Below are 26142 nucleotides of genomic sequence, written 5' to 3' on the forward strand. Positions count from 1 at the left end.
CTCCGCACGCCAGTCCACCAGCGCACCTGCCAAGACCGCAGATGCCATCGCCCAACCCTCCACTCCCGCTCCACGTAGCGCAAAGAGCCACATCTGCTGAAAATGCGCAACTGTAGTACTAAGGCGGGGCCTATCGTCCCGACCGAGTCGCGGCTCGGGTCGATGATGATCACGAGGGCGACGACCAACACGCCCCGGTTCGCGAGCATGGCGGCGACCTCGGGGATGACCGGCAGAGCGACGGCGCAGATCGACTGGCAACTCCCGTAGTCGAAGAAGATCAGCTGGGTGGGGCCCTCAAGGTCGGGCTGCATGCGGGGGACGCCGCGACGGCCCGTTGGCCGCCATTGGCTGTCGAAATCAGGGACCGGGTTGGCCACCCAGCCCGGCGCCGGGGCGCCGCGCCTGGCACATCACGGGATCGGGCCCGCCTCGCACAGGTCCACGAGCACGCAGTCGCCGCAGCGCGGTGCGCGGGCGCGGCAGATGCGCTTGCCGTGGTCGAGCAGCAGCAGGTGGCCCGGCATTCGGTACGCCTCGGGGATACGTCCGTCGAGGCTGGCGGCGGTCTGCGCCTCGGTCCTGCCCTGCGCCAGCCCGGTCCGGTTGCAGACCCGGTGGACATGGGTGTCGACGGCGATGACCGGCTGGCCGAAGGTGAAGTGCAGCACGAGGTCGGCGCATTTCCGGCCGACCCCCGGCAGCGACATCAGGCCCTTGCGGTCCTCTGGCACACGGCAACCGTGCTCCTCGATCAGCCTGCGGCACATCTTGCGGAGGTTCCGCGCCTTCACGTTGTAGAGCCCGCAGGGCCGGATCGCGCTCGTGATCTGCTCGTCGGCCAGCGCGAGGATGCCCTCGGGCGTGTCGGCGAGCGCGAAGAGCGCGTCCGCCGCGGCGGCGGTGTCGCGGTCGAGGCTTTGGGCCGAGAGCATGCAGGACACGACCGAACGGAAGGCCGTGCGGCCGCCCTTGGCCTTCGGCGGGGCGATGTCGGGATTGGTGGCGCGGAGGCGGGCGAAGACCTCCGCCATCTGGTCGGGATCGAGCATGGATGTGCAGCTAGGGCGGCCGGTTCGCCCGGGCAGGGTCAGAGCGTGTCGAGATAGGTGCGCACGGCGGTCTGAACGTGGCGGAAGCGATCGCCGCCGAGTTGCTTGCCGCCGTACCAGCGGGTGACGATGACGACGTGGTCGTGCAGCCCCGCGCGCTTCAGCATGCGCAGGATGACCATGCCGGCGCCCGCCTCGCCGTCGTCGTTCTTGGCCGCTCCTTCCGCGCCGATCAGGCCCCAGCTGTTGTGGGTCGCCTTCGCGAAGGCCTTGTCGCGGCAAAGCGCCTTCACCACGGCCTTCGCCGCCTCGGCATCGGTGGCGGGCGCGCCGGTGACGGCGTAGCGGCTGCCCCGGTCGTTGATGTCGAGGTGGAGCGTCTTCACGCGCCCAGCAGGCGGTGCAGCGACAGCGCCATGACCTTGCCCGCGTCGACCATGTCGTCGATCCCGATCCACTCGTCGGGCTGGTGAGCGAGGTCCAGAACGCCGGGCCCGTAGGCGATGCAGTTCCGCAGCCGTCCGATCCGGTCGATATGCTTCTGGTCGTAGGTGCCGGGCGAGACGACGAAGCCCGCGTCGCGGCCCATCACGTCGGCGACGGCGCGGCGCACCGTCTCGACGATGGGCGCGTCCTCGGGCGTCATCGTCGGCAGCACCTCGAAGAGGTCGCGGATCTCGTAGCGGAAGCCGGGACGCGCGGCGCGGACCCGCTCCATCAGGGCATGCATCTCGGCCTTGACCTCGGCGATGTCCTCCTCGGGCAGGAAGCGGCGGTCGATGGTCAGAACGCAGCGGTCGGGGACGCAGGCCGAGGGCAGGCCGGTATAGCCTTCGGGCTGGATCGGTTCCCCCCCGTGGATCGAATTGAGGTTCACCGTGGGCTGCCGCGCGCCGTCTGGAATGACCGGCGCCTCGGTTCGGCGGCCGGCGAGGAGGGGGAGCAGCGTACGCTCCATCTCGTCGATGACGGCGCCCATGTGGCGCACGGCGCAATCGCCGAGGAAGGGCATGGAGCCGTGGGCGATGCGGCCCTTCGTCTCGATCTCGGCCCACCAGACGCCGCGGTGGCCGAGACAGATGCGGTCCTTGCCCAGCGGCTCGGGGATGATGACGTGATCGACATGGGCGAAGCGGCCGAGCTCCGCCAGATGGGCGACGCCGCCATAGCCGCCCGATTCCTCGTCGGCGGTGGCGCTGATCTCGATGGCCCCCGCGAAGCCGGGGCAGAGATCGGCGAAGGCCTCGGCGGCGACGATCGAGGTGGCGAGCCCGCCCTTCATGTCGCAGGCGCCGCGGCCCCAGACGCGGCCTTCGGCGATCTCTCCGCCGAACGGGTCGCGGGTCCAGCCCTCGCCCACCGCGACGACATCGTGATGGGAGTTGAAATGCACCGTCTCGCCCGGAGCCTTGCCTTCCAGCCTGCAGATCGCGTTCCAGCGCGGATAGGCGTCGCTGTCGCCCAGCGCACCCTCGGCGCGGATCATCTCGACCTGCCAACCGCGGTCGCGCATCCGGCCTGCGACCAGATCGCATATGGCGCGGTAATGCGTGCCGGGCGGGTTCAGGGTGGGGATGCGGATCAGGTCGGCGGTCAGCGCGGCGATCTCGTCGGCGCGGGCCTCGATTTCGGTCAGAAGGGCGTCCATGCGCGTCACTTGGCCACGAAACGCCGGCGGGCGCCAGAGGTGGACAGGCGCGCGGGGCTCGCCGATAGAAGGCGCATGTTCGTCGATGTCGTGTTTCCCCTTCTGGGCCTGGCCCTGCTGGCCTGGTTCGTCCCCGCGGGGATCGGCAAGCTGCTGCCCGAAGGGGTGGGCTGGCTGGTCGTGAACGGCCTCGTCTCCTTCATGCTGCTGGCGATCGTGGCGGCTTCGGGCTTCGTGCTGCTCTATGGCGAGGCGGGCGGAGCGGTCTGGCGCGAGGCGCCCTGGCACTTCGTCCTGCTCTCGGCGCGCAGCGCGCTGCTCTGGGCGCCGATCCTCGTGCTGTCGCTGGCCAACCTGCCGCGCAAATGGACCGAGGCGGAATGGTGACCCGTCTTGACCGCGCCCCCGCGCGCCCACAGGTCGACCGCGACGGAGGCCGCCGATGATCCCCATTCCCCGCCTGCTGATCGTGCTCGCCGTCGCGCTGACGGTGGTCTACATCTCGCTCTGGTTCTATGCCCGCGCCGGCCTGAAGGAGCGGCTGCAGGAGCAGTGGGCGCAGGAGCGGCCGCCCCTGCCGGAGCATACCTTCGTCGAGAACGGGCTGCGCGACGCCACTCCCCACCTGCGCCGCAAGCTGATCCTCGGCGTCTACGTCTTCCCGCTGACCCTGGTCTTCGGGGCCGCCCTGGTCCTCAACAGCCTCTAGGAGATCCCGATGCGCCTCGTGAAACTCGTGCTTCTGCTGATCGTCGCGCTGATCGTCGGCGGGTTTCTGCACTACAACCTGCCCGACCGGGACATCGTGCGGATCACCGGGACCGAGGTCATCCGGGTCGACACCTCCGGCTGGAACGCGCCCTTCTACTCGGGTCCCGATCTCGGCAACGAGGCCAATGCCAGCCGCGACGTGCGCTTCATCAACGCGGTGGACGAGAATCGCCGCCCCCGCGTCTACCGCAACCAGGACACCGGTTTCTGGCCGCCCTACTTCAAGTTCGACTCGGGCAACCTGCAGGCAGAGGCGAACGACTACGATTCGGACCTGACGCCGGAATGGGTCGCGGTGCGCCATTACGGCTGGCGCCTGGAATGGCTGTCGATCTACCCGAACGCCGTCTCGATCCGGCCGGTGGCGGGGCCGGAGGTGACGCTGATCCCGTGGTTCAACATCGTCTTCCTGCTTGTGGTGCTGGCCCTCGTCTGGGCCATCGCGGTCCGGGTCATGCGCCTGCGCCGCCGTCTCGCCGCCGACGCGAGCGAGGCCTGGGACGATGCGGGCGACCAGTTGGCCGAGCGGCGGCGTGGCATCCGTGACTGGTTCCGGGGCAGGTGACGGACGAGGCGGGGCTCCTCGTCCGCGGACGACGCGCAGCGGGAGAGGCGCGCCCTACCGCTTCGGCGCCTCGCGCACGCCCAGCTTCATCTTCGCGGTCGGGTCGACCTTCGTCGGCGCCCAGAGCGGCACGCCCGACCGGAAGGCCGCGCGGCCGATCATGTGGGCGGCCACCGGCGCCGTCAGCAGCAGGAACAGCACGATGATCACCGCCCGGGCGATCGTCGGCACGTCGCCGAGGCCCACCGCTACCGCCAGCATGATGAGGCCCGAGGCCAGCGTCCCGGCCTTGGTGGTCGCGTGCATCCGGATCAGCACGTCGGGCAGCCGCAGGATGCCCAGCCCCGCGACGAAGGCGAAGAAGCCGCCCAGCAGGACGCAGGCGGACAGGAAGAGCTCCAGGATCATGGCAGGTCCTCGATGTCCGGGACGGGCTCGGGCCGGGGCGCCACCGGCTCGGGCGTCTGGGTCAGCTTGCCCGAGGGCGCGCGGTCGGTCTTGCGCTCGATGAACCGGGCCAGCGCCACGGTCGCGAGGAATCCGATCAGCGCCAGCACGACGGCCACGTCGAGGAACGCGGTCGAGCCGCTTTCAAAGACGAAGAGCCCGCAGAAGGCGACGATCAGAACCGTCATCGTGTCGAGCGCGACGACCCGGTCGGGCAGGCTCGGCCCCTTCGCCAGCCGCACGAAGGCCAGCACGATGCCCGCCATCACCATCACGAACCCGGCCTGCACCGAGAAGGCTAGGATCGGCATGGTGGCGGTCAGCGGCAGGGTCACGGCCTCGTTCATTCCAGCGCCTCCCGCACCCAGCGTTCCATGCCGTTGGTGATGTCGCTGGCGATCTTCTCGGGATCGTCGGCGAACATCGCGTGGACGAAGAGGGTGTTGCAGTCCGCCGTGACGTCCAGGCTCAGCGTGCCGGGGGTGAGCGAGATCAGGTTGGTGACCAGCAGCACCTCGGCCTCGCCCTTGGCCTTCAGCGGCACCGCGATGATGCCGGGGCGTGCCCGGTGGCGCGGCGTCAGCACGTCCCAGGCGACCGAGAGCGACGAGACGATCAGCTCGTAGTGGAACAGGACGACCAGCTTCAGCCAGCGCCAGACCTTTGTGAAGTAGCCGCCGCCCCGGTTCTCGAAGAGCGGCTGCGCCACCCAGAGCGCGAAGAACCCGATCACCATGCCGACGGCCAGCCCCGCCAGCGTGAAGGTGCCGGTCAGCGCCGCCCAGGCGATGGCGAGCAGGATGTTCAGGAGAAACAGGCTCATTGCAGGATCTCCTCCTCTCCGAGGACGGCGGCGATGTAGGCGGACGGGTCGAGAAGCTCGCCCGCGGCCCGTTCGGCGACCAGCACGAAGGGCTCGGGGAAGAGGCCGATCAGCACCGTCATCAGGGCGAGCGCACCGATGGGCGTCAGCAGGGCCATCCGCTCACCGGGGCGCAGGGTCGAGAGGCTGGGCACCGTGCCGCCGGGATGCGGCTTCCAGAAGGCCTGCCCCCAGATCTTGGTCATCGAGTAGATCGTCATCAGCCCGACCGCCAGCGCCGTGAAGGCGACGACCCAGAGCTGCAGGTCCATCGACGCCTTCACAAGCACGTATTTCGCCCAGAAGCCCGATAGCGGCGGAAAGCCCGCGAGGCTGAAGGCCGGGATCAGGAACAGGAAGGCCAGAAGCGGCGCCCCCTTGTAGAGCCCGCCGATATGGCCGAGTTCGGTCGCGCCGGCGATGCGGTTGGCGACGCCCGAGACGAGGAACAGGTTGGCCTTCACGATGATGTGGTGGACGAGGTAGAACACCCCGCCCATAAGCGCGAGCGGCGTCATCAGCGCGAGGCCCAGCACCATGTAGCCGATCTGGCTGATGATGTGGAACGACAGGATGCGGCGGAAATCGGTCTGCGCCGCCGCGCCCAGCACGCCCGTCACCATGGTCAGGCAGGCCACCCAGAGCAGGATCGTATGCGTGAAGGCGATGTCCTGGGTGAAGACCAGCGTGAACATCCGCATCATCGCGTAGACGCCGACCTTGGTCAGCAGCCCCGCGAAGACCGCCGAGACCGCGAAGCTCGGCGTGTGGTAGGAGGCGGGCAGCCAGAAGAACAGCGGGAAGACCGCCGCCTTCACGCCGAAGCCGACCATGAACATCATCGCGATGACGGTCATCAGGCCCGGATCGACGGTCGGGGCGATGCGGCTCAGATCGGCCAGGTTCAGCGTCCCGGTCGTCCCGTAGAGAAGGCCGATGCCGCTGAGGAACAGGATCGTCGAGACGAGGTTCAGCGTCACGTACTTGATCCCGGCGTCCAGCTGCACCCGCTTGCCGCCCAGCACCAGGAGGCCGAAGGACGAGATCAGCATGACCTCGAACCAGACATAGAGGTTGAACAGGTCTCCGGTCAGGAACGCGCCCGACACGCCCGCGATCAGAACCTGGAACAGGGCGTGATAGCCCAACTCCTCCATGTCGCCGTCGATCTCGGCCACGGCGTAGACCGCGACGGCGAGGCCGGTGATCCCGGTGATGACCACCATCACCGCCGACAGGGTGTCTGCGACCAGCGTGATCCCGAAGGGCGCGGGCCATTCGCCCATCTGCGCGGCCTGCGGACCGTAGGACAGCACCTCGATCAGAAGCAGCACGCCGAGGAACAGCGTGACCGCCGAGCCGAAGACCGAAATCCACCGCCCCTCCGGCCCGCGCCGGAACAGGAAGGCCAGCACCGCCGTCGCGAAGGGCAGGACGATCGGCAGCGGAAGAAGCCAGGTCGCGCTCATCGTGCCTCGGCGCTCCGAAGGGGATCTGCCGCCTCGCCCTCGCGCGGCTCAGCCAGCCGCATCTCGTCGCTGTCGAGCGTGCCGAGGTTCTGGTAGCCGCGATAGATCAGCACCAGCGCGAAGGCGAAGAGGCCGAAGCCGATGACGATGGCCGTCAGCACCAGCGCCTGGGGCAGGGCGTTCGCCACGCCCGCGGGCGGCAGGTCCGCGCCGGGCGCGATCAGCGGTGGCGCCTCGGGCGTCAGGCCGCCGGCGGAGAAGATCAGCAGGTTCGCCGCGTTCGACAGCAGGACGAGGCCGAACAGGAAGCGCAGCACGTTGCGGGCCAGCATCAGGTAGACCGACGCGGTGACCAGCGCGCCGACCATGATGGCGACGAAGACCTCCATCAGACCTCTTCCTCCAGGGCCAGGACAAGGGTCAGGACCGAGCCCATGACCACGAGATAGACGCCGATGTCGAAGACGAGGATGTTCGAGATCGGGATACCCTTCGTGTCCGGACCCGGCCACAGGAACAGCCATTGCCCGGTGAAGAGCGCGTCGCCCGGGATTGCCGCGAAGGCCCCGGCGGCCAGCGCCACGCCCAGACCCACCATGGCGATTGTCTGCGGCTCCAGCCGCAGGGCCTCGCGCGCGGCGCGGCAACCGTGGGCGATGGCATAGAGGATGAAGCCGGTCGCGGCGATCAGGCCACCGATGAAGCCGCCGCCCGGCTCGTTATGGCCGCGCAGCAGCATCCAGATCGAGAACATCAGCAGCAGGCCGACCAGCAGGCGCGTGGCGGCCCGGACGATGAGAGAGGATTTCATCGGCTTTGCCTCCGCGTGCCGCGCAGCAAGGCAAAGGCCCCCAGCGCGGCGATGACGACCACGGCGATCTCGCCGAACGTGTCGAGCGCCCGGAAGTCGACGAGGATCACGTTGACGATGTTGCGCCCGTAGGCAATCGGGGCCGAGGCCTGCTCGAAGAACACGGTCAGGCGCAGGTCGAAGGGCGTGTCCATCACGGCGAGCAGCACCAGCGTCGTCGATACGCCGATCACCAGCGACAGAAGCAAGTCCCAGCCGCGGATGGTCTTGACGTGTTCGCGGTTCAGCACCGGCAGCTTCAGCATCGCGACCGCGACGAGCACGACCTGCAGCACCTCGACCAGAAGCTGGGTGATCGCCACGTCCGGCGCGCCGAACATGATGAAGATCAGCGCGACGCCGACGCCCACGACGCCGAGTGCCGCGACCGAGGTCATGCGCGAGTTGGTGAAGGCGACGATCGCCGCGCCCGCAGTGATGAAGACGAGGACCGCCCAGTGCTTGATCCGCAGGTCGTCGCCCAGGTCCGGCGTCGGGCTCAGTCCGGCGCGCCAGATCGACCAGACCAGGGCCACGGCCAGGGTCAGGAAGGTGACGAACAGATAGCGCCGCAACTGCCCCGTCTGGATCAGCCGCGCCTGCCACTTGGCCCCGGCAAGCACCCCGTCCATCAGCCGGTCCCAGCCCGGATCGAAGCGGTCGGGCGACCGCCGCAGCCGGTCCCGAAGGCGACCGTGCAGCATGTAGAGCAGCCAGCCGGCCGCGAAGGTGACGAGCGACAGGATCAGCGCCGCGTTGACCCCCCGGTAGAGGTAGAGGTCGACGTCCACCGGACTGCCATAGACGGCGGCGGTGGCGGGGCGCACCAGCACCTCGGCATAGTCCGGGAAGATCCCGAGCCCCAGCCCCAGGCAGGCCAGCAGCAGCGGCCCGACCAGCATCGCCCAAGGCCCCTCATGCGGGGCGATCGGGGTCTCGGCCAGCCTGCCGGTGAAGGGCCGCCAGGCCACGATCCCTGCGGCGGCGAACATCAGCGCCGAGGCGGAGAAGATCGACACGGTGGCCCAGATCGCTCCGAATTCCGACCCGATCGACGCCTTGTAGAGGAACTCCTTCCCGATGAAGCCGATGCTCGGCGGGATGCCCGCCATCGAGATCGCGGCGAGCCCTGCGGCCAGCGCCGTCAGCGGCATCGCCCGGGCCAGCCCGCGCAGCACCGTCGCGTCGCGCGTGCCCGTCCCGTGGTCGACGAGCCCGATCATCAGGAACAGCGCCGCCTTGTAGAAGGAATGGACCAGCAGGAAGGCCATCGCGCCCTTGATCGCCTCGGAGGTGCCGAGCCCGATGAACATCACCAGCGTGCCCAGCGCCATCAGCGTCGTGTAGGCCAGCACCTGCTTGATATCGGTCTGCTTGATGGCGAGGATCGAGGCGAAGACCGCCGTGAAGCCCCCGAACAGGACCAGCGTCCAGAACCAGATCTCGGTCCCGCCCAGAGTCGGGTTCATCCGCGCCAGCAGGTAGACGCCGCCCTTCACCATCGTCGCCGAGTGCAGATAGGCCGAGACCGGCGTCGGCGCGGCCATCGCGTTGGGTAGCCAGAAATGGAACGGCACCTGCGCCGACTTGGTGAAGGCGCCCGCCACGACCAGCAGGAAGATCGGCAGGTAGAGCGGATGATCGGCCAGCGACCCCTCGATCTCCGACAGGTCGAACGTGCCCGTGACCCCGCCGAGCAGGATTATCCCGGCGAGGAAGGCGAGGCCCCCGGTCCCCGTCACCAGCAGCGCCTGCAGCGCGTTGCGCCGCGACTTCGCCTCGTCCGCGCTGAACCCGATCAGCAGGTAGGAGGAGATCGTGGTGATCTCCCAGAAGACGAACAGCGCCAGCAGGTTGTCCGACAGGACAAGGCCCAGCATGCCCGCCATGAAGGCCAGCAGGTAGCAGACGAAGCGGGTATAGTGGACGTGTCCGCCCAAGTAGGACGACGAATAGAGCGTCACCAGCGTCCCGATCCCGGTGATCAGCAGCGCGAAGCTCAGGCTCAGCCCGTCGAGCAGCATTCCGATCGAGACGCCCAGCGACGGCACCCAGTCGATGCGGAACAGGATCGTCTCGCCTGCCGCGACCGCGGGCAGGAATTGCAGGAACCAGACGAACAGCGCACCCGGCACGAGGATGGAGATGATCCCGGCCGATCCGCCGAGCGGTCTGCCGCTGCTGTCGCTCTGTGCCATGCGCCGTCCCGGATTCGCGATGCAGGTGAACATAGGCCGCGGATTTTGATTGTTCAAACCCCCGCAATGCTTAAATTACGATAGCAGATGACTATCGAGGCCCCCATGCCCACGCTTCAACAGTTCCGCTATCTGGTCGCCGTGGCCGACAGCCTCCATTTCCGTCGCGCCGCCGAGAGCGTCCATGTCACGCAGCCCACGCTGTCGGCGCAGCTGCGCGAGCTCGAGGACAAGCTCGGCGTCCAGCTGGTCGAGCGGTCGCGCGCCGGCGTCACCCTCACGCCCGTCGGGCGCGAGGTCGCCGACCGCGCCCGCGGCGTGCTGCGCGACGTGGCCGACATCGCCGCACTGGCCCGTGCCGGGGCCGATCCGTTCGACGGAACCATGCGGGTCGGCATCGTCGGCTCGCTCGGCGGCTATTTCCTGCCGCTGATCCTGCCCGCGCTGCACGACGCCTATCCGCGGCTGAAGTTCTACGTCCGGGAGGGGCTGGCCGCCGATCTGATGGGCCGGCTGCGCGAGGGGACGCTGGACCTTCTGTTCTTTCCCCTTCCGATCGAGGACGGGGGACTCCGTCACGTCCCGCTCTTCCACGAGCCGTTGCTGGTGGTGATGCCCAGCGACCACCCGCTTGCCGCGCGCGACCGCGTTCCGCCCGAAGCCCTGCGCGGCGAGACGGTGATGACGCTCGAGACCGGGCACCGGCTGCACGACACCGTGGCCGACCTCGCCGAGGAGGTCGGCGCGATCCTCTCGCTCGACTACGAGGGCACCTCGCTCGACACGCTGCGGCAGATGGTGGCGACCGGGCTCGGCCTCTCGATCCTGCCCGCGCTCTATGTCCGCTCGGAGGTCGCGCGCGAAAAGCTGGTCACGGCCCGTCCGCTACCCGACCCGCAGCCCGGCCGCGACATAGGGCTGATCTGGCGCAAGACCGCCGCGCAGGGCCGCGCCTTCGAGCGGCTGGCGGCGGACATCCGCACCATCCTGCGCGCCGCCGCGCCCGAGGTGACGGTGATCGGCCCGGACATGGCCGACGGAGCGCGCTGATCTGGCCCTATGCGCGCCGCGCCCGCGGGGCTAGCCCGGCGAGATGGAGATGCTCGCCCTCGCGCCCGCGGATTTCGCCCTGCTGGCCGTCATCGTGCTGGCCGCCGGGATGGTGCGCGGCTTCGCGGGCTTTGCACTTTCGGCGCTGGTCATGGCCGCGGCGATCCCGATCCTCCCCCCGCGGGAGCTGATCCCGGTCTGCTGGACGCTGGAGATTACCGCCTCGCTCCTGATGCTGCGCGGTGGCCTGCGGGAGGCCGACCGCCGGATCGCCCTGACGCTCGCCTTCACCTCGGCGCTGGGCGTGCCGCTGGGCCTGTGGCTGACCACGCGCCTGCCGGTCGAGGATACGCGCCTGCTGGCGCTGGGGGTGCTGATCGTGCTGGCGGTGCTGCAACTCGCACGGATCCGCATGGCGTGGCTTGCCACCAATTCCGGCCTTGTCGGCACCGGCGTGCTGGCGGGGGTGGTCACCGGCATCGCCTCGATCGGCGGCATGGTGGTCGCGCTCTACGTGCTGGCGCAGGAGGCGCCCGCGCGGGTCATGCGGGCCTCGCTGGTGCTGTTCCTCTTCGCGTCGTCCCTGCTGACGCTGCTGTGGCAGACCGGCTTCGGCCTCTTCGACGGTCCGGCGCTGGCGCGCGGCTTGGCGCTCGCGCCAGTCGCCGCGGCCGGTGTCCTCATCGGCCAGGCGATCTTCCGCCCCTCGCTGGAGCGGTTCTACAAGCCTTTCGCGCTCTGCCTCCTGATCGGCCTCGCCTCCGCCTCGCTGCTGCGCGCGGTGCTCTGAGGGGCCGCGCGCCCTCCTTTTTCCCTCCGCGACTGTCCCGCGGGGGCCGAAGGGCGGAGGGCAGAGTCTCCTCCTCCCTCGGCCCTGAGCGCGAAGCTCAGAGCCCGAACGGCACCCAGACCGTCTGCACCTCGGTCCCGGCCGAAAGGAAGGGCTCTGCGGCCGACCAGTCCCGTCCGCGCCCGTAGTTGACCCAGGTCCGCTTCAGGTCCGCCGCCGCCTCGCGTTCGATCACGCCCGAAATCTCGGCCGAGGAGAAGGACCAGACCGCATCCACGCCCAGATGCCCGGCCATCTGAGGCGCAAGCTCTGCATGGTCGCCGGTCAGTACGTTGACCACGCCGGCGGGCACGTCCGAGGTGTCGAGCACCTGGTAGAGATCGGTCGCCGACAGCGGCGCGGTCTCGGGCGCGATCAGCACCAGCCGGTTGCCGGTGGCGAGCGCGCCGCCGATCATGTTCGCCATCGCCGTCAACGGCGCGTCCTCGGCGGCGAAGGCACCGATCACGCCGACCGGGCGGTTCAGCGCCAGCGCCAGCCCGCCCATCGGCACGCCCAGGGTCCGCCCGTCATGCTTGTCGGCCCAGGCCGCCCAGCGGAACAGCGCGCGCACCGCATCCGTGGCGGCGTCCTTCGCGCCCTGCGCCTTCAGACGCGCGTCGAACTCGGCCTCCCGCGCGGCCAGGTTCTCGGCCAGGTAGTAGAGGATCTGCGCCCTGAGGTGCCCGGTCGAGGCCGACCAGCCCGCCGCGCCCCGCGCCGCCTCGACGGCGTTGCGCAGGTCCTTCCGATTGGCGATGCCGACCTCACCCACGGCGCCCTTCGGCCCGTATACCGGGCGGGAATAGCCCCCGTCGGGCCGCGCCTGCTTGCCGCCGACATACATCTTCGCGGTCCGGTCGACCGGGTCCGACGGCGCTGCCTCGCCCTCGTAGCGCTTCGGCGCCGACAGCTTCGGCCCGGTCTCAGGCCGCAGATAGGCGCGCAGCCCGGCAATCCCGCCCTCGCGCCCGAAGCCGCTCTCCTTCATGCCGCCGAAGGGGGCGGCGGCGTCCATCATGTTGGTCCCGTTGACCCAGACGATCCCGGCGTCGATCCTCGGCGCGCAGTCCAGCGCCACGTCGATATCCTGCGACCAGACCGAGGCGGCAAGGCCGTAACTCGTGTCGTTGGCCAGCATCACCGCCTCGGCCGGGGTGCGGAAGGTCGTCATTGCGAGGACCGGGCCGAACACTTCCTCCTGCATCAGCGGGTCGGCGGACTGCAGGTCCGACACCAGCACCGGCGGCAGGTAGCAGCCCTCGGGCGCCTCGCCCCGGTGGACCGTGCCCGAGGTCCGCGCCAGCATCGCCTCGACCCGCGCCTTCTGCTCGGCATGGACCATGGCGCCCATGTCGACCGCCTTGTCGAGGGGGTCGCCGACGCGGATCTTCGCCATCCGCGCGATCAGCCGGCGCTGGAAGTCCTCCGCGATCCCCTCCTGCACCAGCAGGCGGGAGCCGGCGCAGCAGACCTGCCCGCCGTTGAACCAGATCGCGTCGACCAGCCCCTCGATGGCGCCGTCGAGATCGGCGTCCTCGAAGACGACGAAGGGCGACTTGCCGCCCAGCTCCAGCGTCAGGCCGATGCCGCGCCCCGCCGTCTCGCGTCGCAGGATTCGCCCCACCTCGGTCGAGCCGGTGAAGGCCAGCTTGTCGATCTCGGCCCGGACCAGCGCGGCCCCCGTCGCGCCGTCGCCGGTCACGATGTTGACCACGCCCGGCGGCACCCCGGCCTGTTGGCAGATGTCGGCGAAGGCCAGCGCGGTCAGCGGCGTCCACTCGGCGGGCTTCAGCACCACCGCGTTGCCCATGGCCAGCGCCGGCGCCACCTTCCAGGCCAGCATCAGGAGCGGGAAGTTCCACGGCACGATCTGCCCGCAGACGCCCCAGGGCCGGGCGCCCGGAAGCTCCTCGTCGCCCAGCTCGGCATGGCCGGCATGGTGGTAGAAATGCCGCGCGGCCAGCGCCACGTCGATGTCGCGCGCCTCGCGGATCGGCTTGCCGCTGTCCAGCACCTCCAGCACGGCGAAGAGGCGCGAATGCTTCTGCAGCCCCCGCGCGATGGCATAAAGCACCCGCGCCCGGTCATGGCCCGACGCCGCGGCCCAGGCCCCTTGCGCCTTGCGCGCCGCCTTCACCGCCGCCGCGACATCGGCCTCGGAGCCCTGCGTGACCTCGGCCAGCACCTCGCCCGTGGCGGGGTTCACCGTCGCGAAGGTCTCGCCGGCGTCCAGTCGCTTGCCGCCGATGAAATGCCCGAAGCGCCGCCCCTGTCCGTCGAGCCAGGCATCCGCCTCGGCCCTGCTTTCGGGGGCGGGGCCCCAGTCCATGCTCTCGAAGATCTCGGCCACGCTCATCGTTCCTCGCCTCCGGGGTCGTCCCCTTCGATGTTCCACAAATATGCCGGGGGGTCCGGGGGGCTGGCCCCCCGGCACTCCGTCAGCCCGCCGCGTGCCGGTGCCCGACCGAGTAGCGCCCGGTCACGAAATGCTCCAGCTGCCGCTCGATGTCGCCCAGCAGCGACGACGCTCCGAAGCGGAACAGGTCCGGCCGCAGCCAGCGGTCCCCCAGTTCCTCCTTCAGAAGCGACAGGTAGGTGATCGCGTCCTTCGCCTTCGAAACGCCGCCCGCGGGCTTGTAGCCGACCTTGAAGCCGGACGCGGCCTCGTAGGCCCGGATCGCGCGCATCATCGTCAGCGAGACCGGGATCGTCGCGTTCACGCTCTCCTTGCCGGTCGAGGTCTTGATGAAGTCCGACCCGGCCATCATGCAGACCATCGACGCCTTCATCACGGTCTTCAGCGTGCCCAGCTCTCCGGTGGCCAGGATCGCCTTCATATGCGCGTCCCCGCAGGCCGCCCGCATCTGCGCCGTCTCGTCATAGAGCGCTGCCCAGTTGCCGGTCAGCGCGTGGCGGCGCGAGATGACGATGTCGATCTCGGTCGCGCCCGCGGCGACGGAGCGCTCGATCTCGCGAAGCCGCAGGTCGAAGGGGGACAGCCCCGCCGGGAAGCCGGTCGAGACGGCGGCGACGGGGATGCGGCCCGCGACGGCTTCGACCGCGACCGGGACCATCTCGTGATAGACGCAGACCGCGCCGGTGGTGAGGCCGGGCAGGCCGATCGCCTCGAGGATGTCGGCCCGCACGGGGTGCAGCGCCTTGGCGCAGAGCCGCCGGACGCGGCCCGCCGTGTCGTCGCCCGAGAGCGTCGTGAGGTCGATCATCGAGACCGCTCGCGCCAGCCACGCGGCCTGCCATTCCTTCTTGACGCTGCGGCGGCCGGGCAGGGTCGCGGCCCGGCGCAACGTTGCCGGCGTGTTCACGCGGACGGCCTCCACGACGGCCGGGTCGAAGGGCATCCCGGCATTGCGGGGAAGGTCAGGCGATGAGGTCACGGCAGTCCAGGTCCAGAAGGTCGGCGGAGGGTCGCATGCCGGGCGCCCCGGAGGCAACCGGGGCCGTGACGGCAGAAGTCTTGACGCGGGCGGTCGCCTCAGATGCGCCGCGGGTCGGTCCGCGGCCGGGTGCGCCCGGTCAGCCGCGCTCCCGGATGATCCTGGCGAAACGGTCGAAGATCGCGCCCGAGGCGGCGAGGACATGGCCCTCCATCAGCTCCTGCCCCTCGGGACGGATCGGCTCGACGATTCCGCCCGCCTCGCGCACGAGCAGCAGGCCCGCGGCCATGTCCCAGGGGTGCAGCCCGCGCTCCCAGTAGCCGTCGTAGCGGCCGGCGGCCACATAGGCCAGGTCGAGCGACGCCGCCCCCCAGCGCCGCACGCCGGCGCAGACCGGCAGCAGCCGGCCCAGATCCGACAGAGCGGCGGGCAGGTACCTGCCGCCGCCGAAGGGCAGGCCGGTGGCGTAGACCGTCTCGATTATCGCCGTGCGTCCCGACACCCGCAGCCGCTGGCGCCCGTCGAGCCAGGCGCCCGCGCCCTTCTCGGCCCAGAAGAGCTCGTCCTTGACCGGGTCGTAGACGACGCCCGACACGATCTCGCCCTTGTGCTCCAGCGCGATCGAGACGGCCCAGTGCGGCATGCCGTGCAGGTAGTTCGTGGTTCCGTCCAGCGGATCGACGATCCAACGGCGGGTCGGGTCCTTGCCCTCGACGGGGTCGGATTCCTCGCCCAGCCAGCCGTAATTCGGCCGTGCCTCCATCAGCTCCGCGCGGATCGTCTCCTCGGCGCGGCGGTCGGCGCGGCTGACGAAGTCGCCCGGTCCCTTCGACGAGACCTGCAGGTTCTCGACCTCGCCGAAATCCTTGATCAGGCCGCGCCCGGCTTTCCGGGCGGCCTTGATCATCACGTTGAGATTGGCACTGCCTTGCATCCGATCGCTCCGCCTCAGGGTCAGAGGGGGCCTTTAGCGGAGGGCCGCGCGCGGGGCCAGCCCCCCGGTCAGGGCGCGGAGTGGAGAGGCGCGCCACGGGGACCGGGAGGCAATCTGGAGTGCGGTCCTCGGCCGCGGGAGCCTTCGGTAGCATGTCGGGCGCAAGCCGATGATCGGCCGCGGGAGCGATGCCGTCAGGCGCTGCGGCGCCGCCCCTCTGGCGCAGCGACGCGGCCAGCCCTCCAGGTCCCGGGTCGCGGCCCCGGAGGAGTTGCGCATGCTTGTCCCGCCGACGGCCTGCGCTCACGTCCCCGCGCGCGCTGTCGATCCTGTCCGGCGCGGCACGCCGCCGGGCCGCGGCTGGACCTCATCGCCGCGGGGGCCGTCGGGGACGGGGCGACGTCTCCCGGTCTGCGGTTTCCATGCAATGCGAGGGCGGCGAGCGTCTTTTGCGGGTGAGGCTCCGCGGGTTCTGTTGCAGAGAGCGGCAGAACGGTCGCACCCGCGTGAGGGTCCGTCGCGCGGCCGTGAGGGCGGTGCAGGACGGGAGGGTTGGTGTGCATCTACGCGCGCAATGACCGCATTCTCACGCTTTTGTTCGTTGAGTGTGAGGGCGGAGGGGCGCATATCCCTCCCATCGGCACCGGGCAGCAGCCCGACGCCACCTCAGCCGGACCGCAACACCGGCTCAACGCACAGACGAAGGATTACCGCCATGAAAACCGTCATCGCTTCCGCCCTGATCGCCCTTGCCGCCGCCGCCCCCGTCGCCGCGCAGCAGGTCGCGCCCGGCGCCGCCGCCGCCATCGCGCATTTCAACCAGTCGGCCGACGCCCAGGGCGACCGTATCACCCACGTCTCGGGCGAGGCCTCCGGCGCCTCCGTCTCGACCCGCTCGGGCGCCCTTGGTGCTGCCTTCGACCGCTTCAACGCCGATGCCGACAACCGCAACGACCTGCGTGGCCTGCAGGGCGCGACCGTGGTCTCGGGCGCGCCGGCCACCGCCGCCGATATCCACGCCCGGATCCGGGCCGAGAGCCGCGAGACCGAGTGATCGCCTGAGATCCTCCAGGGCCGGGTTTCCCTCGGCTCCGGAGGCGCGGCGCGCCACCGTCTTCCCCCCTTGTCCCCAGGTGCGCCGCGCGCACGCGACCCTCGTCAGGCCACCGGCCCGGCGGGGGTCGCGGCGTGATGGCGCCGCTTGCGGGGCGCCCGTCGCTTTTCTAGAAGCGGCCTGCCCGTTCCGGAGAGACCCATGGCCCGCACCCTCATCACCTCCGCGATCCCCTATATCAACGGGATCAAGCATCTGGGGAACCTCATCGGCTCCCAGCTGCCCGCAGACCTCTATGCCCGCTACCGGCGGGCGCGGGGCGACGAGGTGATGTTCATCTGCGCCACCGACGAGCACGGCACCCCGGCTGAGCTGGCCGCCGCCAAGGCGGGCAAGCCGGTCGCCGAGTATTGCGCCGAAATGTGGCAGGTTCAGAAGGACCTCGCCGACGGGTTCCGGCTGTCCTTCGACCATTTCGGACGCTCTTCCAGTCCGCAGAACCACCGGCTGACGCAGCACTTCGCCGGCCGGCTCGACGCGGCGGGTCTGATCGAGGAGCGGGCCTCGCGGCAGGTCTATTCCGTGGCGGACAACCGTTTCCTGCCAGATCGTTACGTCGAGGGCACCTGCCCGAATTGCGGCTATGACCGGGCGCGGGGGGACCAGTGCGAGAACTGCACCAAGCAGCTCGATCCGACCGACCTGATCGACCCGCGCTCGGCCATCTCCGGCTCGACCGATCTGGAGGTGCGCGAGACCAAGCACCTCTACCTGCTGCAGTCCAGGCTGCGCGACCGGCTGGACGCCTGGATCGACGGGCAGGAGGGCTGGCCAGTGCTCACCACCTCCATCGCGAAGAAGTGGCTGCATGACGGCGACGGGCTGCAAGACCGTGGAATTACTCGGGATCTGGAATGGGGCGTGCCCGTCCGGAAGGGGGATCAGCCCTGGCCGGGGATGGAGGGCAAGGTCTTCTACGTCTGGTTCGACGCTCCGATCGAGTACATCGCCGCGACGAACGAATGGGCCGACGCCACGGGCGGCGACTGGCGGCGCTGGTGGCGCACGGACGAGGGCGCCGACGACGTGCGCTACGTGCAGTTCATGGGCAAGGACAACGTGCCGTTCCACACGCTGTCCTTCCCCGCCACGCTGCTCGGCTCGGGCGAGCCGTGGAAGACGGTCGACTACCTCAAGTCGTTCAATTATCTCAACTATGACGGCGGCCAGTTCTCGACCAGCCAGGGACGCGGCGTGTTCATGGACCAGGCGCTGGAGATCCTGCCCGCCGATTACTGGCGCTGGTGGCTGCTCAGCCACGTCCCCGAGACGAGCGACACGGAATTCACCTGGACCGCGTTCCAGACCGACGTGAACAAGGACCTCGCCGACGTGCTGGGCAACTTCGTCAGCCGGGTGACGAAGTTCTGCCGGTCGAAGTTCGGAGAGGTCGTACCCGAGGGCGGATCCACGGGTGATGCGGGGGTGATCCTCGTCCGACGTCTGTCGGAGGGGCTCGCCCGCTACGAGGCGCATATGGACGCCATCGAGATCCGCAAGGCCGCGGCCGAACTGCGCGCGATGTGGGTCGCAGGCAACGAGTACCTGCAGGAGGCCGGCCCCTGGACGGTCTTCAAGACCGATCCCGAGACGGCGGCCGCGCAGGTGCGGCTGGCGCTGAACCTGATCCGGTTCTACGCGATCGTCTCGGCGCCCTTCATCCCGGATGCCTCGGCGCGGATGCTCGCCTCGATGCGGGCTGGGGAGGCGGACTGGCCGACCGACGTGGCCGCCGCCCTGGAGGCGCTGCCGCCGGGGCACGCCTTCGAGGTGCCGGAAGTGCTGTTCGCCAAGATCACCGACGAGGAGCGGGAGGACTGGGCGACGCGCTTTTCCGGCACGCGGACGTGAGACTGGCGGCGCTCACCTATCTCGTGCCGGATTACGACGAGGGGATCGCCTTCTTCACCGCGCTGGGCTGGCGGGTCACGGCGGACGAGGACCAGGGGCGCAAGCGCTGGGTCACGCTGTCCGACGGCACCCTGGAGCTGGTGCTGGCGCGGGCCGAGGGCGCGCGGCAGCAAGAGGCGGTCGGCAACCAGTTTGGCGGCCGGGTCGGGCTGTTCCTGCGGACGGAGGATTTCGCGGCCTCGGCTGCGCGAATCATCGAGGCGGGCGGCAGCTTTGAGGAAGCGCCGCGTGACGAGCCCTATGGCCGGGTCGCGGTCTGGCGCGACCCCTGGGGCACGCGCTGGGACCTGATTGAGCCGCGGGCCGGGGACAATCCGGCGGCCTGAGCGGGATCGTCCTCGCCAAGCGCATGATCCCGAAAGGAAAAGTTGACAGCGGACGGATTCTCGCCACGCTTCTGCCGTGATCGGAAGGGGTACCGCGCATGGCGATCGTTCTCGAAATCCTGATGTTCTCGCTCGGCTTCGGGCTGCTGTTTGCGCTGTTCGGCGATGACGGCTCCGGCGGGGCCGATGACAACGAGGTCGACGGCACCGAGGAGGACGACGTCCTGACCGGCACCGACGGGAACGACGCGATGCGCGGCTTCGCGGGCGGCGACCTGCTCGACGCGCTCGACGGCGACGACAGGCTCGACGGCGGCTTCGGGGCCGACAGCCTGGACGGGGGGGCAGGCGACGACACCGCCGATGGCGGGGCCGGGGACGACCTGGTGGCCGGAGGCGGGGGCGACGACTCGCTTCTGGGCGGGGACGGCCTCGACCTCCTCCGGGGCGGCGACGGGGCGGACACGCTGTCGGGCGGCGCCGGGGCCGACGATCTGGACGGGGGGGCGGACGACGATCTTCTTCTCGGGCAGGTCGGCGCCGACTTGCTGCGCGGTGGCGGCGGCGACGACGTGCTGCGCGGCGGCTTCGGAAACGACGACCTGGACGGCGGCGAAGGGGCCGACACGCTGGAGGGAGGCGAGGGGCGCGACACGCTCGACGGGGGCGCGGACGACGACCTGCTTCTGGGCGGCGCCGGGAACGACCGGCTGGACGGAGCGCTGGGCGACGACACGCTGGACGGGGGCGAGGGGGACGACAACCTGACCGACCTCTTCGGGGCCAATCGCCTGTCCGGCGGCGCGGGCAACGACGTGGTCGGGCAGTTCGACCTGTTCGGCGCGGGGTCGGGCGGCGGCAGCGTGCTGGAGGGCGGCACGGGGGAGGACACGCTGTTCGGCATGGAAGGCGACACGCTGACGGGCGGCGAGGATGGCGACGCCTTCAACGTCCGGGATTTCGGGCTGGTCGTGGTCAGCGACTTCGACCCCGACGAGGACGAGCTGGTGATCGAGGACACGCAGGGCCAGACCGAGGCGGAGTTCCGCGCCTCGCTGACCTTCCGGCAGGAGGGGCCGGACCTGGTCGTCAGCGCCTCGGGCGTGGACATCGTGCAGCTTCAGGGCGTCACGACGGCGCCGCCGGTGACGGTGTTCTCGTTCTCGTAGAAGGGAGCGGCCGGGGCAGTGGCCTTCGGGCGCGGCCGAAGGTCGGGTTGCGCAGGACCCTCTGCCGGAGCGATAGGGCATCCCGCGCGGAACCCGCGCCGGATCGGAACGTTGGGCGAACATTCAGCCAGGAGACACCCCATGACCGACCCGACCGACACCCCAAAGCAGGACGCCCCCGGCAATGCCGCCAAGGATCCGGACAACTGGACGACCGGGGACGAGGCGATGACCGGAGCGCAGGCGTCCTATCTCAAGACGCTCAGCGAGGAGGCCGGAGAGGAGTTCGATCCCGGCCTGTCCAAGGCCGAGGCCTCGAAGCGGATCGACGCCCTGCAGGACAAGACGGGGCGCGGCTGACCCCCTCTCTTCGGACCCGAAAATCTTGCGCCCGTGCCTCTTGAACGGGGCGCGGGAGTTTCCCAGATCGCCGCTACCGGACGCCGCATCAGGGTCCGGAGGACGACCGCCCCGCTCTGCCATGGAGGGGGCAAGCATATGTATCGCTTTGAAAGGATGCACGAGACATGCGTACCTACGACTTCACCCCGCTCTACCGTGCCACTGTCGGCTTCGACCGCATGGCTTCGCTTCTCGACCGCGCCATGGCGGCCGACACGGCGACGACCTACCCGCCCTACAACATCGAGAAGCTGGGCGAGAACGCCTACCGTATCTCGATTGCCGTCGCGGGTTTCACCGCCGACGAGCTGAACATCGAGGCGAAGGATCACCAGCTGACGCTGACCGCCCGCAAGGCCGATACCGACGAGGAGCGGGTCTACCTGCATCGCGGCATCGCGCAGCGCGCCTTCGAGAAGACCTTCCAGCTGGCCGACCACGTCCACGTGACCGGTGCGACCCATGCGGACGGCATGCTGCATATCGAGCTGGAGCGTCAGGTCCCCGAGGCGCTGAAGCCCCGCCGGATCGAGATCTCGTCTGGCGGCCGCAGCCCTGCCATCGAAGGCAAGCGCGAGACCGTCGAGGCCTGATCCTCGGACTTGGCTGTTGACCGTTGCGCGCGCCCGCCCGGGCGCGCGCTTTTTCGATTCGCCCCGAGGTTGCGTGAGCCATGGGCGCCGTGCCAGTGTCGCCGGGCGCCTCCGCAACCCGACCGCGCAAGGGTGAGCCGACCTCGTGACCGCCGTTCCGCACGCCAAGGCCCGGCCGCGTGTCCTTCCCGAAGGCCGCGCGTCGCGGGTCGTGCTGGCGGCGCTGATCCTGCTGGCCCTCGGCATCGGGACCGCGCTGTTCCATGCCGCCGCGGCGCAGCGGGCGGCGCGGGCCCAGGTCGTCCAGGCCACCGAGGTGCTGGAGCTTCTGCGCGAGGCGCTGCGTACCGGGCTCGATGCCGAAACCGGGCAGCGGGGCTATCTGCTGACCGGAGAGCCGCGCTATCTGAGCCCCTTCCTCGAGGCGCGTCAGGACTGGCCCGAGGTCCTTCGCCGGCTGGAGGCTCGGCTCGCCCCGGTCGCGACCCCGGACCAGGCCGAGGCGCTGACCCGGCTCTGCAGCTTCGCCACCGCCAAGCTGGAGGAGCTGAACGAGACGGTCGCGCTGACGCAGGCCGGGCGGCGGGAGGAGGCGCTGGCCATCGTCCTCTCGGATCGGGGGCACGCGCTGATGGACCAGGTCCGTGCCGAGATCGCGCGCCTGGAGGCGGTCGAGACGGCGCTGCTGGCGGGGGCGTTCCGGCGCGCCGACGTGGTCGAGGCGCGGGTGCTGCCGCTGCTGCTGGTCCTGTCAGGCGCCATCGTCGGACTGATGCTCTTCGGCCTGTCGCTGGAGCGGCGCGCCGCGCAGGCCGAGGCCGAGGCCCGCGACGTCGAGGAGCTGCGGCAGGCGCGGGAGACGTCTGACCTTCTGCTCAGGGAAATGAACCACCGGGTGAAGAACCTCTTCTCGGTGATCCTCGCGCTCGTCTCGCTGTCGAGCCGGACGGAGGCAGACCCGAAGCGGGCGCTGGGCAAGCTGCGCGACCGGATCCACGCTCTGGCCGCGGCCCATGCCGTGGGGCAGGGCGGATCGCCCGCCGCGGGAACGGAGCTTGGGGGCATCGTCGAGTCGATCCTCGCCCCCTATGCCGAAGGGGCCGAGCGGATCTCGCTCTCGGGGCCGACGCTTGCCGTGTCCGGCGCCAGCGTGACGCCGCTGGGGCTGGTGCTGCACGAGCTGGCGACGAACGCCGCGAAATACGGCGGGCTGTCGGTTCCCGGCGGCCGGGTCGCGGTGCGCTGGTCGCAGGCGGAGGACGGGACGGCCGTGCTCGACTGGCAGGAGACCGGCGGAACGGAGCCTGACGAGCAAGAGGCGACGGGCTTCGGCACGGTCATGATCCGCCAGGCGGCACTGCAGCTCGGCGGAGAGATCACCCGCGACTGGCGCGATGGCGGCATGCATGTGCGGATCGCCTTCCCCGTCGCGCCGGGCGAGGGGCGCTGACAGGGGCGGTGCGCGTCGCGGGCGAGGCGTAGCCCTCGAGGGCCGCGGCGTCGCTACCCTGACCCCAGGAGCCGCCGCCGCAGGACTCTTCGGGCGGGTCCGAGGATCGGACGCTTCTTAAACCGAGTTCCCCGGATCTCGCCGGCTCTCGCGCGGGGCGGCGCTCAGAACCATTGTCCCGGTTCCATCAGACCCAGCTCCATCAGCTGGCGGGAGCCGCCCTCGAAGGGGACGGAGCCTTGCCAGCGGAAGCTGTCGATGGCTGCCTTCGACCCGGGATTGGTGGCCAGCGCCTTGGCCGCCCGGAAGGACGCCACGCAGGCGGTCATCGAGTTGTGCCAGGGGGACTGGAAGGTGTTCATCTCCTCGATCGTCACGCGGTGGTCGGGCAGCAGGCGTAGGCCCGGACGGACGCGGAACAGCGACACGCGATCGATGCGGCGGCGGGTCCAGGGCACATGCTCCTCAAAGCGCCAGCGCAGCCCGCCGTGGAAGTCGAGCTGGCGGTCGCGCGCCGCCCCCGCCACCGGATCCCAGCGCGCCAGCGCGTAGTAGCCGCGCGCGTCCATCAGCGGCGCCTCGGAGTCGACGCCGCCGGGATGGGTGGCGAGGTCGCCCGCATAGAGGTCGACGACGAAGGTGACGAGGCTGTCGCGCCGTTCCTCGGCGCAGAAGGCGAGGGCTTCGCCGACGCGCCGGGTCTCGCAGAAGGGGGTGTGCAGGAATTCGGCGTTGTAGCACCAGCCGGTCCAGGCGCCCTCGGGGCGGCCGGCGACCAGCGCGTTGACCACGGTGTCGGCGATGTCGGCGGGGCGGCGGGCCAGCCGCAGGGGATGCACGCGGTCGCCCGGCAGGTCGGGTGCGGCGACGCCCGGGGCCAGGGCCAGCACGATTGCCGAAAAGCCGAGGTCGAGATGGTGCGTCACGCTGCGCGCGACCTCGACCCCGTCCTCGCACAGAAGTGCGAGGACCGGGCCGGAACCCAGCCCGCTGGCGCGCGCCGTCAGGTCTTCGGGGGAAGAGAACTCCATGGCCGCGCAAGCTTGCCGCGCCGCCCGCCCTTTCGCAACTGGCCGCGCTGGGCTATGCGACCGCGACCGACAGGAGCGTCCGATGACCCAGCCGAAGAAGCTTCACGTCAAGACCTATGGCTGTCAGATGAACGTCTACGACAGCGAGCGCATGGCCGAGGCCATGGGCGCCCAGGGCTATGTCCAGACCGACCGGCCCGAGGAGGCCGACTTGATCCTGCTCAACACCTGCCACATCCGTGAGAAGGCCGCCGAGAAGGTCTATTCGGAGCTCGGGCGGCTGAAGGTGCTGAAGGCGGAGAAGCCCGGCCTGCGGATCGGGGTCGCGGGCTGCGTGGCGCAGGCGGAAGGGGCCGAGATCATGGCGCGGCAGCCGGCGGTCGACCTGGTGGTCGGGCCGCAGGCCTATCACCGGCTGCCCGACCTCGTCCGGCGTGCGGAGGCCGGGGAGGCGGCGTTGGACACCGACATGCCCGACGAGGACAAGTTCGAGCATCTGCCGCAGCTGCGCACCCCTGCCGCGAAGCCCGCAGCCTTCCTGACCGTGCAGGAAGGCTGCGACAAGTTCTGCGCCTTCTGCGTGGTGCCCTACACCCGCGGCGCCGAGGTCAGCCGCCCCGCCGCGCGGCTTCTGTCCGAGGCCCGCGCGCTGGTCGGGCGCGGCGTGAGGGAGATCACGCTGCTGGGCCAGAACGTGAACGCCTATCACGGCGACGCACCGGATGGCGGGACCTGGTCGCTGGCCGACCTGATCTGGGCGCTGGACAGGATCGAGGGGCTGGAGCGGATCCGCTTCACCACCTCGCATCCGAACGACTTCAGCGACGACCTGATTGCGGCGCATGCGACCTGCGCCAAGCTGATGCCCTACCTCCACCTGCCGGTGCAGTCCGGGTCCGACCGCATCCTGAAGGCGATGAACCGCAAGCACACGGCCGCCGCCTATGTCGCGCTGATCGACCGGCTGCGGGCGGCAAGGCCCGACCTGCTGCTGTCTGGCGACTTCATAGTCGGCTTCCCCGGCGAGACCGAGGCCGATTTCGAGGATACGCTGCGCCTCGTCGAGCGGGTCGGCTACGGGCAGGCCTACAGCTTCAGGTATTCCGCCCGCCCCGGCACCCCCGCCGCCGAGAAGCCGGGCGTGCCGGACGAGGTTGCGGCCGACCGGCTGCAGCGGCTTCAGGCGCTGCTGGGCGCGCAGCAGCGCGCCGCGCAGGAGGCGATGGTGGGGCGCGAGACCTCCGTCCTGTTCGAGAAGGCGGGGCGGCTGCCCGGGCAGCTGGTCGGCAAGTCGGACTACCTTCAGGCGGTCCATGTCACGGCCCCTGATTCGCTGAAGGGGACGGTCGCGCGGGTGCGCGTGACCGAGGCCAAGGCGAACTCGCTGGCCGCGGAACTGGTCTGACCGTTTCGCCCCGGGGGACGGTGCGCCCGCTTCGGCAGGCAGTGTTTCTTCACTTACCTCAGTACCATAGAGGGACTTCCCAAAGCGGCCACATCCCGCGCATACTTGCGCCAATGTAACCAGCAACCGGATGCGAGTGGATCTGCCGCCCTCGATCCGAGGGGGAAGTGTCATGAAGAAGCTCCTGTCCGTGATCGCCGTCGCGGGCCTGACGGCCGCGGCGATGCCCGCCATTGCCGACGGCAATCGTCACGTCCGCATGACGGACACGCGCATCACCGTCAGCTGCGCGCGCTTCGCGCTGCCCGGCGTGATCTGGGACAAGCCGCAGGCGGTGTTCATCGACGATCTCGTGGCCGCCGGCTACACCCAGGAGCGGGCTTATGCCATCGGCATGCGCGTCTGCCGCGACGAGGCGCTGGTCGGCAACACGACCGCCATGGGCGCGACGATGCGCAACATCCTGCGGACCACGCCGCCGCGCTGAGCCGCCCCGACCGGAGGTCCCCGGCCCGCCGCGTTCGGCGCCGTGGGCAGCGGCCTGCGGCCGCGCAGGCCGCGGCCGGAAACTGCGCCCCGGCCCATGCGCGCAGCGGACGGAACGGGCGCGCTTAACATTCGGATGACATCGCGGTTGGCCCGGGAAGCGGCGCTTGCGCCCGGTCGGC

Annotated in this window: 29 protein-coding genes; 14 read left to right on the forward strand and 15 right to left on the reverse strand. The window is 70.2% G+C overall.

The genetic code is table 11. The features are described from left to right. The 4 genes from DR046_RS14930 to DR046_RS14945 form a co-directional block, all read right to left on the reverse strand. Positions 1-314, reverse strand: a 314-nt coding sequence (locus DR046_RS14930; protein WP_209313596.1) for an SCO family protein, incomplete at its 3' end; no start/stop codon positions are given. Between the two features lie 99 nt (positions 315-413). After that, positions 414-1052, reverse strand: coding sequence for an endonuclease III domain-containing protein (locus tag DR046_RS14935; RefSeq protein WP_115383203.1), 639 nt, complete (start codon positions 1050-1052; stop codon positions 414-416). Between the two features lie 38 nt (positions 1053-1090). Continuing rightward, positions 1091-1438, reverse strand: coding sequence for a YigZ family protein (locus DR046_RS14940; protein WP_115383204.1), 348 nt, complete (start codon positions 1436-1438; stop codon positions 1091-1093). After that, positions 1435-2700 (reverse strand): acetylornithine deacetylase/succinyl-diaminopimelate desuccinylase family protein, encoded by a 1266-nt coding sequence (locus tag DR046_RS14945; RefSeq protein ID WP_115383205.1) that lies wholly within the window; start codon positions 2698-2700, stop codon positions 1435-1437. The genes DR046_RS14940 and DR046_RS14945 overlap by 4 nt, the downstream gene beginning before the upstream one ends. A 75-nt stretch (positions 2701-2775) precedes the next feature. On the opposite strand from DR046_RS14945, the gene DR046_RS14950 reads away from it, so the two are divergent. Genes DR046_RS14950 through DR046_RS14960 form a run of 3 tightly spaced genes read left to right on the forward strand, consistent with a single transcriptional unit; the run spans position 2776 to position 4036 of the window. Further along, a complete protein-coding gene (locus tag DR046_RS14950; protein WP_115383206.1) occupies positions 2776-3087 on the forward strand; it encodes a hypothetical protein in 312 nt (103 codons plus the stop codon). Positions 3088-3142: 55 nt separating this feature from the next. Beyond that, the gene (locus tag DR046_RS14955) at positions 3143-3409 is read left to right on the forward strand and encodes a hypothetical protein (protein ID WP_115383207.1); all 267 of its coding nucleotides are present in this window, start codon (positions 3143-3145) and stop codon (positions 3407-3409) included. A gap of 9 nt (positions 3410-3418) precedes the next feature. Next, positions 3419-4036: a DUF1523 family protein gene (locus DR046_RS14960; protein WP_115383208.1), complete on the forward strand. Its 618-nt coding sequence runs from the start codon at positions 3419-3421 to the stop codon at positions 4034-4036. Positions 4037-4090: 54 nt separating this feature from the next. On the opposite strand, the gene mnhG is transcribed toward DR046_RS14960, so the two are convergent. Genes mnhG through DR046_RS14995 form a run of 7 tightly spaced genes read right to left on the reverse strand, consistent with a single transcriptional unit; the run spans position 4091 to position 9862 of the window. Further along, positions 4091-4444: a monovalent cation/H(+) antiporter subunit G gene (gene mnhG, locus DR046_RS14965; protein WP_115383209.1), complete on the reverse strand. Its 354-nt coding sequence runs from the start codon at positions 4442-4444 to the stop codon at positions 4091-4093. Further along, on the reverse strand, positions 4441-4830 hold the full coding sequence (locus DR046_RS14970) for an MrpF/PhaF family protein (protein ID WP_245190957.1): 390 nt from the start codon (positions 4828-4830) through the stop codon (positions 4441-4443). The genes mnhG and DR046_RS14970 overlap by 4 nt, the downstream gene beginning before the upstream one ends. After that, the gene (locus tag DR046_RS14975; protein ID WP_115383210.1) at positions 4827-5306 is read right to left on the reverse strand and encodes a Na+/H+ antiporter subunit E; all 480 of its coding nucleotides are present in this window, start codon (positions 5304-5306) and stop codon (positions 4827-4829) included. The genes DR046_RS14970 and DR046_RS14975 overlap by 4 nt, the downstream gene beginning before the upstream one ends. After that, positions 5303-6814 (reverse strand): Na+/H+ antiporter subunit D, encoded by a 1512-nt coding sequence (locus DR046_RS14980; RefSeq protein ID WP_115383211.1) that lies wholly within the window; start codon positions 6812-6814, stop codon positions 5303-5305. The genes DR046_RS14975 and DR046_RS14980 overlap by 4 nt, the downstream gene beginning before the upstream one ends. Next, positions 6811-7203: a Na+/H+ antiporter subunit C gene (locus DR046_RS14985; protein WP_115383212.1), complete on the reverse strand. Its 393-nt coding sequence runs from the start codon at positions 7201-7203 to the stop codon at positions 6811-6813. Before DR046_RS14985 ends, DR046_RS14980 begins: the two co-directional genes overlap by 4 nt. Next, positions 7203-7625 carry a Na+/H+ antiporter subunit B gene (locus DR046_RS14990; protein WP_115383213.1) on the reverse strand — a complete coding sequence of 141 codons (423 nt, stop codon included), beginning with the start codon at positions 7623-7625 and terminating at the stop codon, positions 7203-7205. The genes DR046_RS14985 and DR046_RS14990 overlap by 1 nt, the downstream gene beginning before the upstream one ends. Next, complete coding sequence (locus DR046_RS14995) at positions 7622-9862, reverse strand: putative monovalent cation/H+ antiporter subunit A (RefSeq protein WP_115383297.1); 2241 nt, start codon at positions 9860-9862, stop codon at positions 7622-7624. Before DR046_RS14995 ends, DR046_RS14990 begins: the two co-directional genes overlap by 4 nt. A 105-nt stretch (positions 9863-9967) precedes the next feature. On the opposite strand from DR046_RS14995, the gene DR046_RS15000 reads away from it, so the two are divergent. Together DR046_RS15000 and DR046_RS15005 are read left to right on the forward strand one after the other, a co-directional pair. Then, the gene (locus tag DR046_RS15000) at positions 9968-10912 is read left to right on the forward strand and encodes a LysR substrate-binding domain-containing protein (protein ID WP_167767128.1); all 945 of its coding nucleotides are present in this window, start codon (positions 9968-9970) and stop codon (positions 10910-10912) included. Between the two features lie 43 nt (positions 10913-10955). Further along, positions 10956-11702, forward strand: coding sequence for a sulfite exporter TauE/SafE family protein (locus DR046_RS15005; RefSeq protein ID WP_115383215.1), 747 nt, complete (start codon positions 10956-10958; stop codon positions 11700-11702). 97 nt (positions 11703-11799) lie between these two features. Here DR046_RS15005 and DR046_RS15010 read toward each other — a convergent pair whose 3' ends face one another. The 3 genes from DR046_RS15010 to DR046_RS15020 form a co-directional block, all read right to left on the reverse strand. Continuing rightward, positions 11800-14100 (reverse strand): aldehyde dehydrogenase family protein, encoded by a 2301-nt coding sequence (locus tag DR046_RS15010; protein ID WP_115383216.1) that lies wholly within the window; start codon positions 14098-14100, stop codon positions 11800-11802. An 82-nt stretch (positions 14101-14182) separates the two neighbouring features. Next, the gene (deoC, locus tag DR046_RS15015; RefSeq protein ID WP_115383217.1) at positions 14183-15103 is read right to left on the reverse strand and encodes a deoxyribose-phosphate aldolase; all 921 of its coding nucleotides are present in this window, start codon (positions 15101-15103) and stop codon (positions 14183-14185) included. A 175-nt stretch (positions 15104-15278) separates the two neighbouring features. Continuing rightward, the gene (locus DR046_RS15020; protein WP_115383218.1) at positions 15279-16073 is read right to left on the reverse strand and encodes an inositol monophosphatase family protein; all 795 of its coding nucleotides are present in this window, start codon (positions 16071-16073) and stop codon (positions 15279-15281) included. A gap of 715 nt (positions 16074-16788) precedes the next feature. Between DR046_RS15020 and DR046_RS15025 the strand changes: the two genes are divergently transcribed. From DR046_RS15025 to DR046_RS15055, 7 genes are all read left to right on the forward strand, one after another. Then, a complete protein-coding gene (locus DR046_RS15025) occupies positions 16789-17127 on the forward strand; it encodes a hypothetical protein (protein WP_115383219.1) in 339 nt (112 codons plus the stop codon). Between the two features lie 201 nt (positions 17128-17328). Continuing rightward, a complete protein-coding gene (gene metG, locus DR046_RS15030) occupies positions 17329-19038 on the forward strand; it encodes a methionine--tRNA ligase (protein ID WP_115383220.1) in 1710 nt (569 codons plus the stop codon). Next, a complete protein-coding gene (locus DR046_RS15035) occupies positions 19035-19424 on the forward strand; it encodes a VOC family protein (RefSeq protein WP_115383221.1) in 390 nt (129 codons plus the stop codon). The genes metG and DR046_RS15035 overlap by 4 nt, the downstream gene beginning before the upstream one ends. 98 nt (positions 19425-19522) lie before the next feature. Next, positions 19523-20593, forward strand: coding sequence for a calcium-binding protein (locus DR046_RS24665; protein ID WP_115383222.1), 1071 nt, complete (start codon positions 19523-19525; stop codon positions 20591-20593). Positions 20594-20734: 141 nt separating this feature from the next. Then, on the forward strand, positions 20735-20953 hold the full coding sequence (locus DR046_RS15045; protein WP_115383223.1) for a DUF3072 domain-containing protein: 219 nt from the start codon (positions 20735-20737) through the stop codon (positions 20951-20953). A gap of 167 nt (positions 20954-21120) precedes the next feature. Then, positions 21121-21588 carry an Hsp20 family protein gene (locus DR046_RS15050; protein ID WP_115383224.1) on the forward strand — a complete coding sequence of 156 codons (468 nt, stop codon included), beginning with the start codon at positions 21121-21123 and terminating at the stop codon, positions 21586-21588. 145 nt (positions 21589-21733) lie between these two features. Further along, entirely contained in the window at positions 21734-23038 is a 1305-nt protein-coding gene (locus DR046_RS15055) for a CHASE3 domain-containing protein (protein WP_115383225.1), read from the forward strand. A 164-nt stretch (positions 23039-23202) separates the two neighbouring features. Here the strand turns inward: DR046_RS15055 and DR046_RS15060 are convergent, their stop codons facing one another. Further along, the gene (locus DR046_RS15060; RefSeq protein WP_115383226.1) at positions 23203-24069 is read right to left on the reverse strand and encodes a glycosyltransferase family protein; all 867 of its coding nucleotides are present in this window, start codon (positions 24067-24069) and stop codon (positions 23203-23205) included. Positions 24070-24151: 82 nt separating this feature from the next. On the opposite strand from DR046_RS15060, the gene miaB reads away from it, so the two are divergent. Together miaB and DR046_RS15070 are read left to right on the forward strand one after the other, a co-directional pair. After that, entirely contained in the window at positions 24152-25474 is a 1323-nt protein-coding gene (gene miaB / locus DR046_RS15065) for a tRNA (N6-isopentenyl adenosine(37)-C2)-methylthiotransferase MiaB (RefSeq protein ID WP_115383227.1), read from the forward strand. A 172-nt stretch (positions 25475-25646) separates the two neighbouring features. Further along, entirely contained in the window at positions 25647-25961 is a 315-nt protein-coding gene (locus DR046_RS15070) for a hypothetical protein (protein ID WP_115383228.1), read from the forward strand. Positions 25962-26142 lie beyond the last annotated feature (181 nt).

Source organism: Jannaschia formosa, from assembly GCF_003340555.1.
Lineage (GTDB): Bacteria > Pseudomonadota > Alphaproteobacteria > Rhodobacterales > Rhodobacteraceae > Jannaschia > Jannaschia formosa.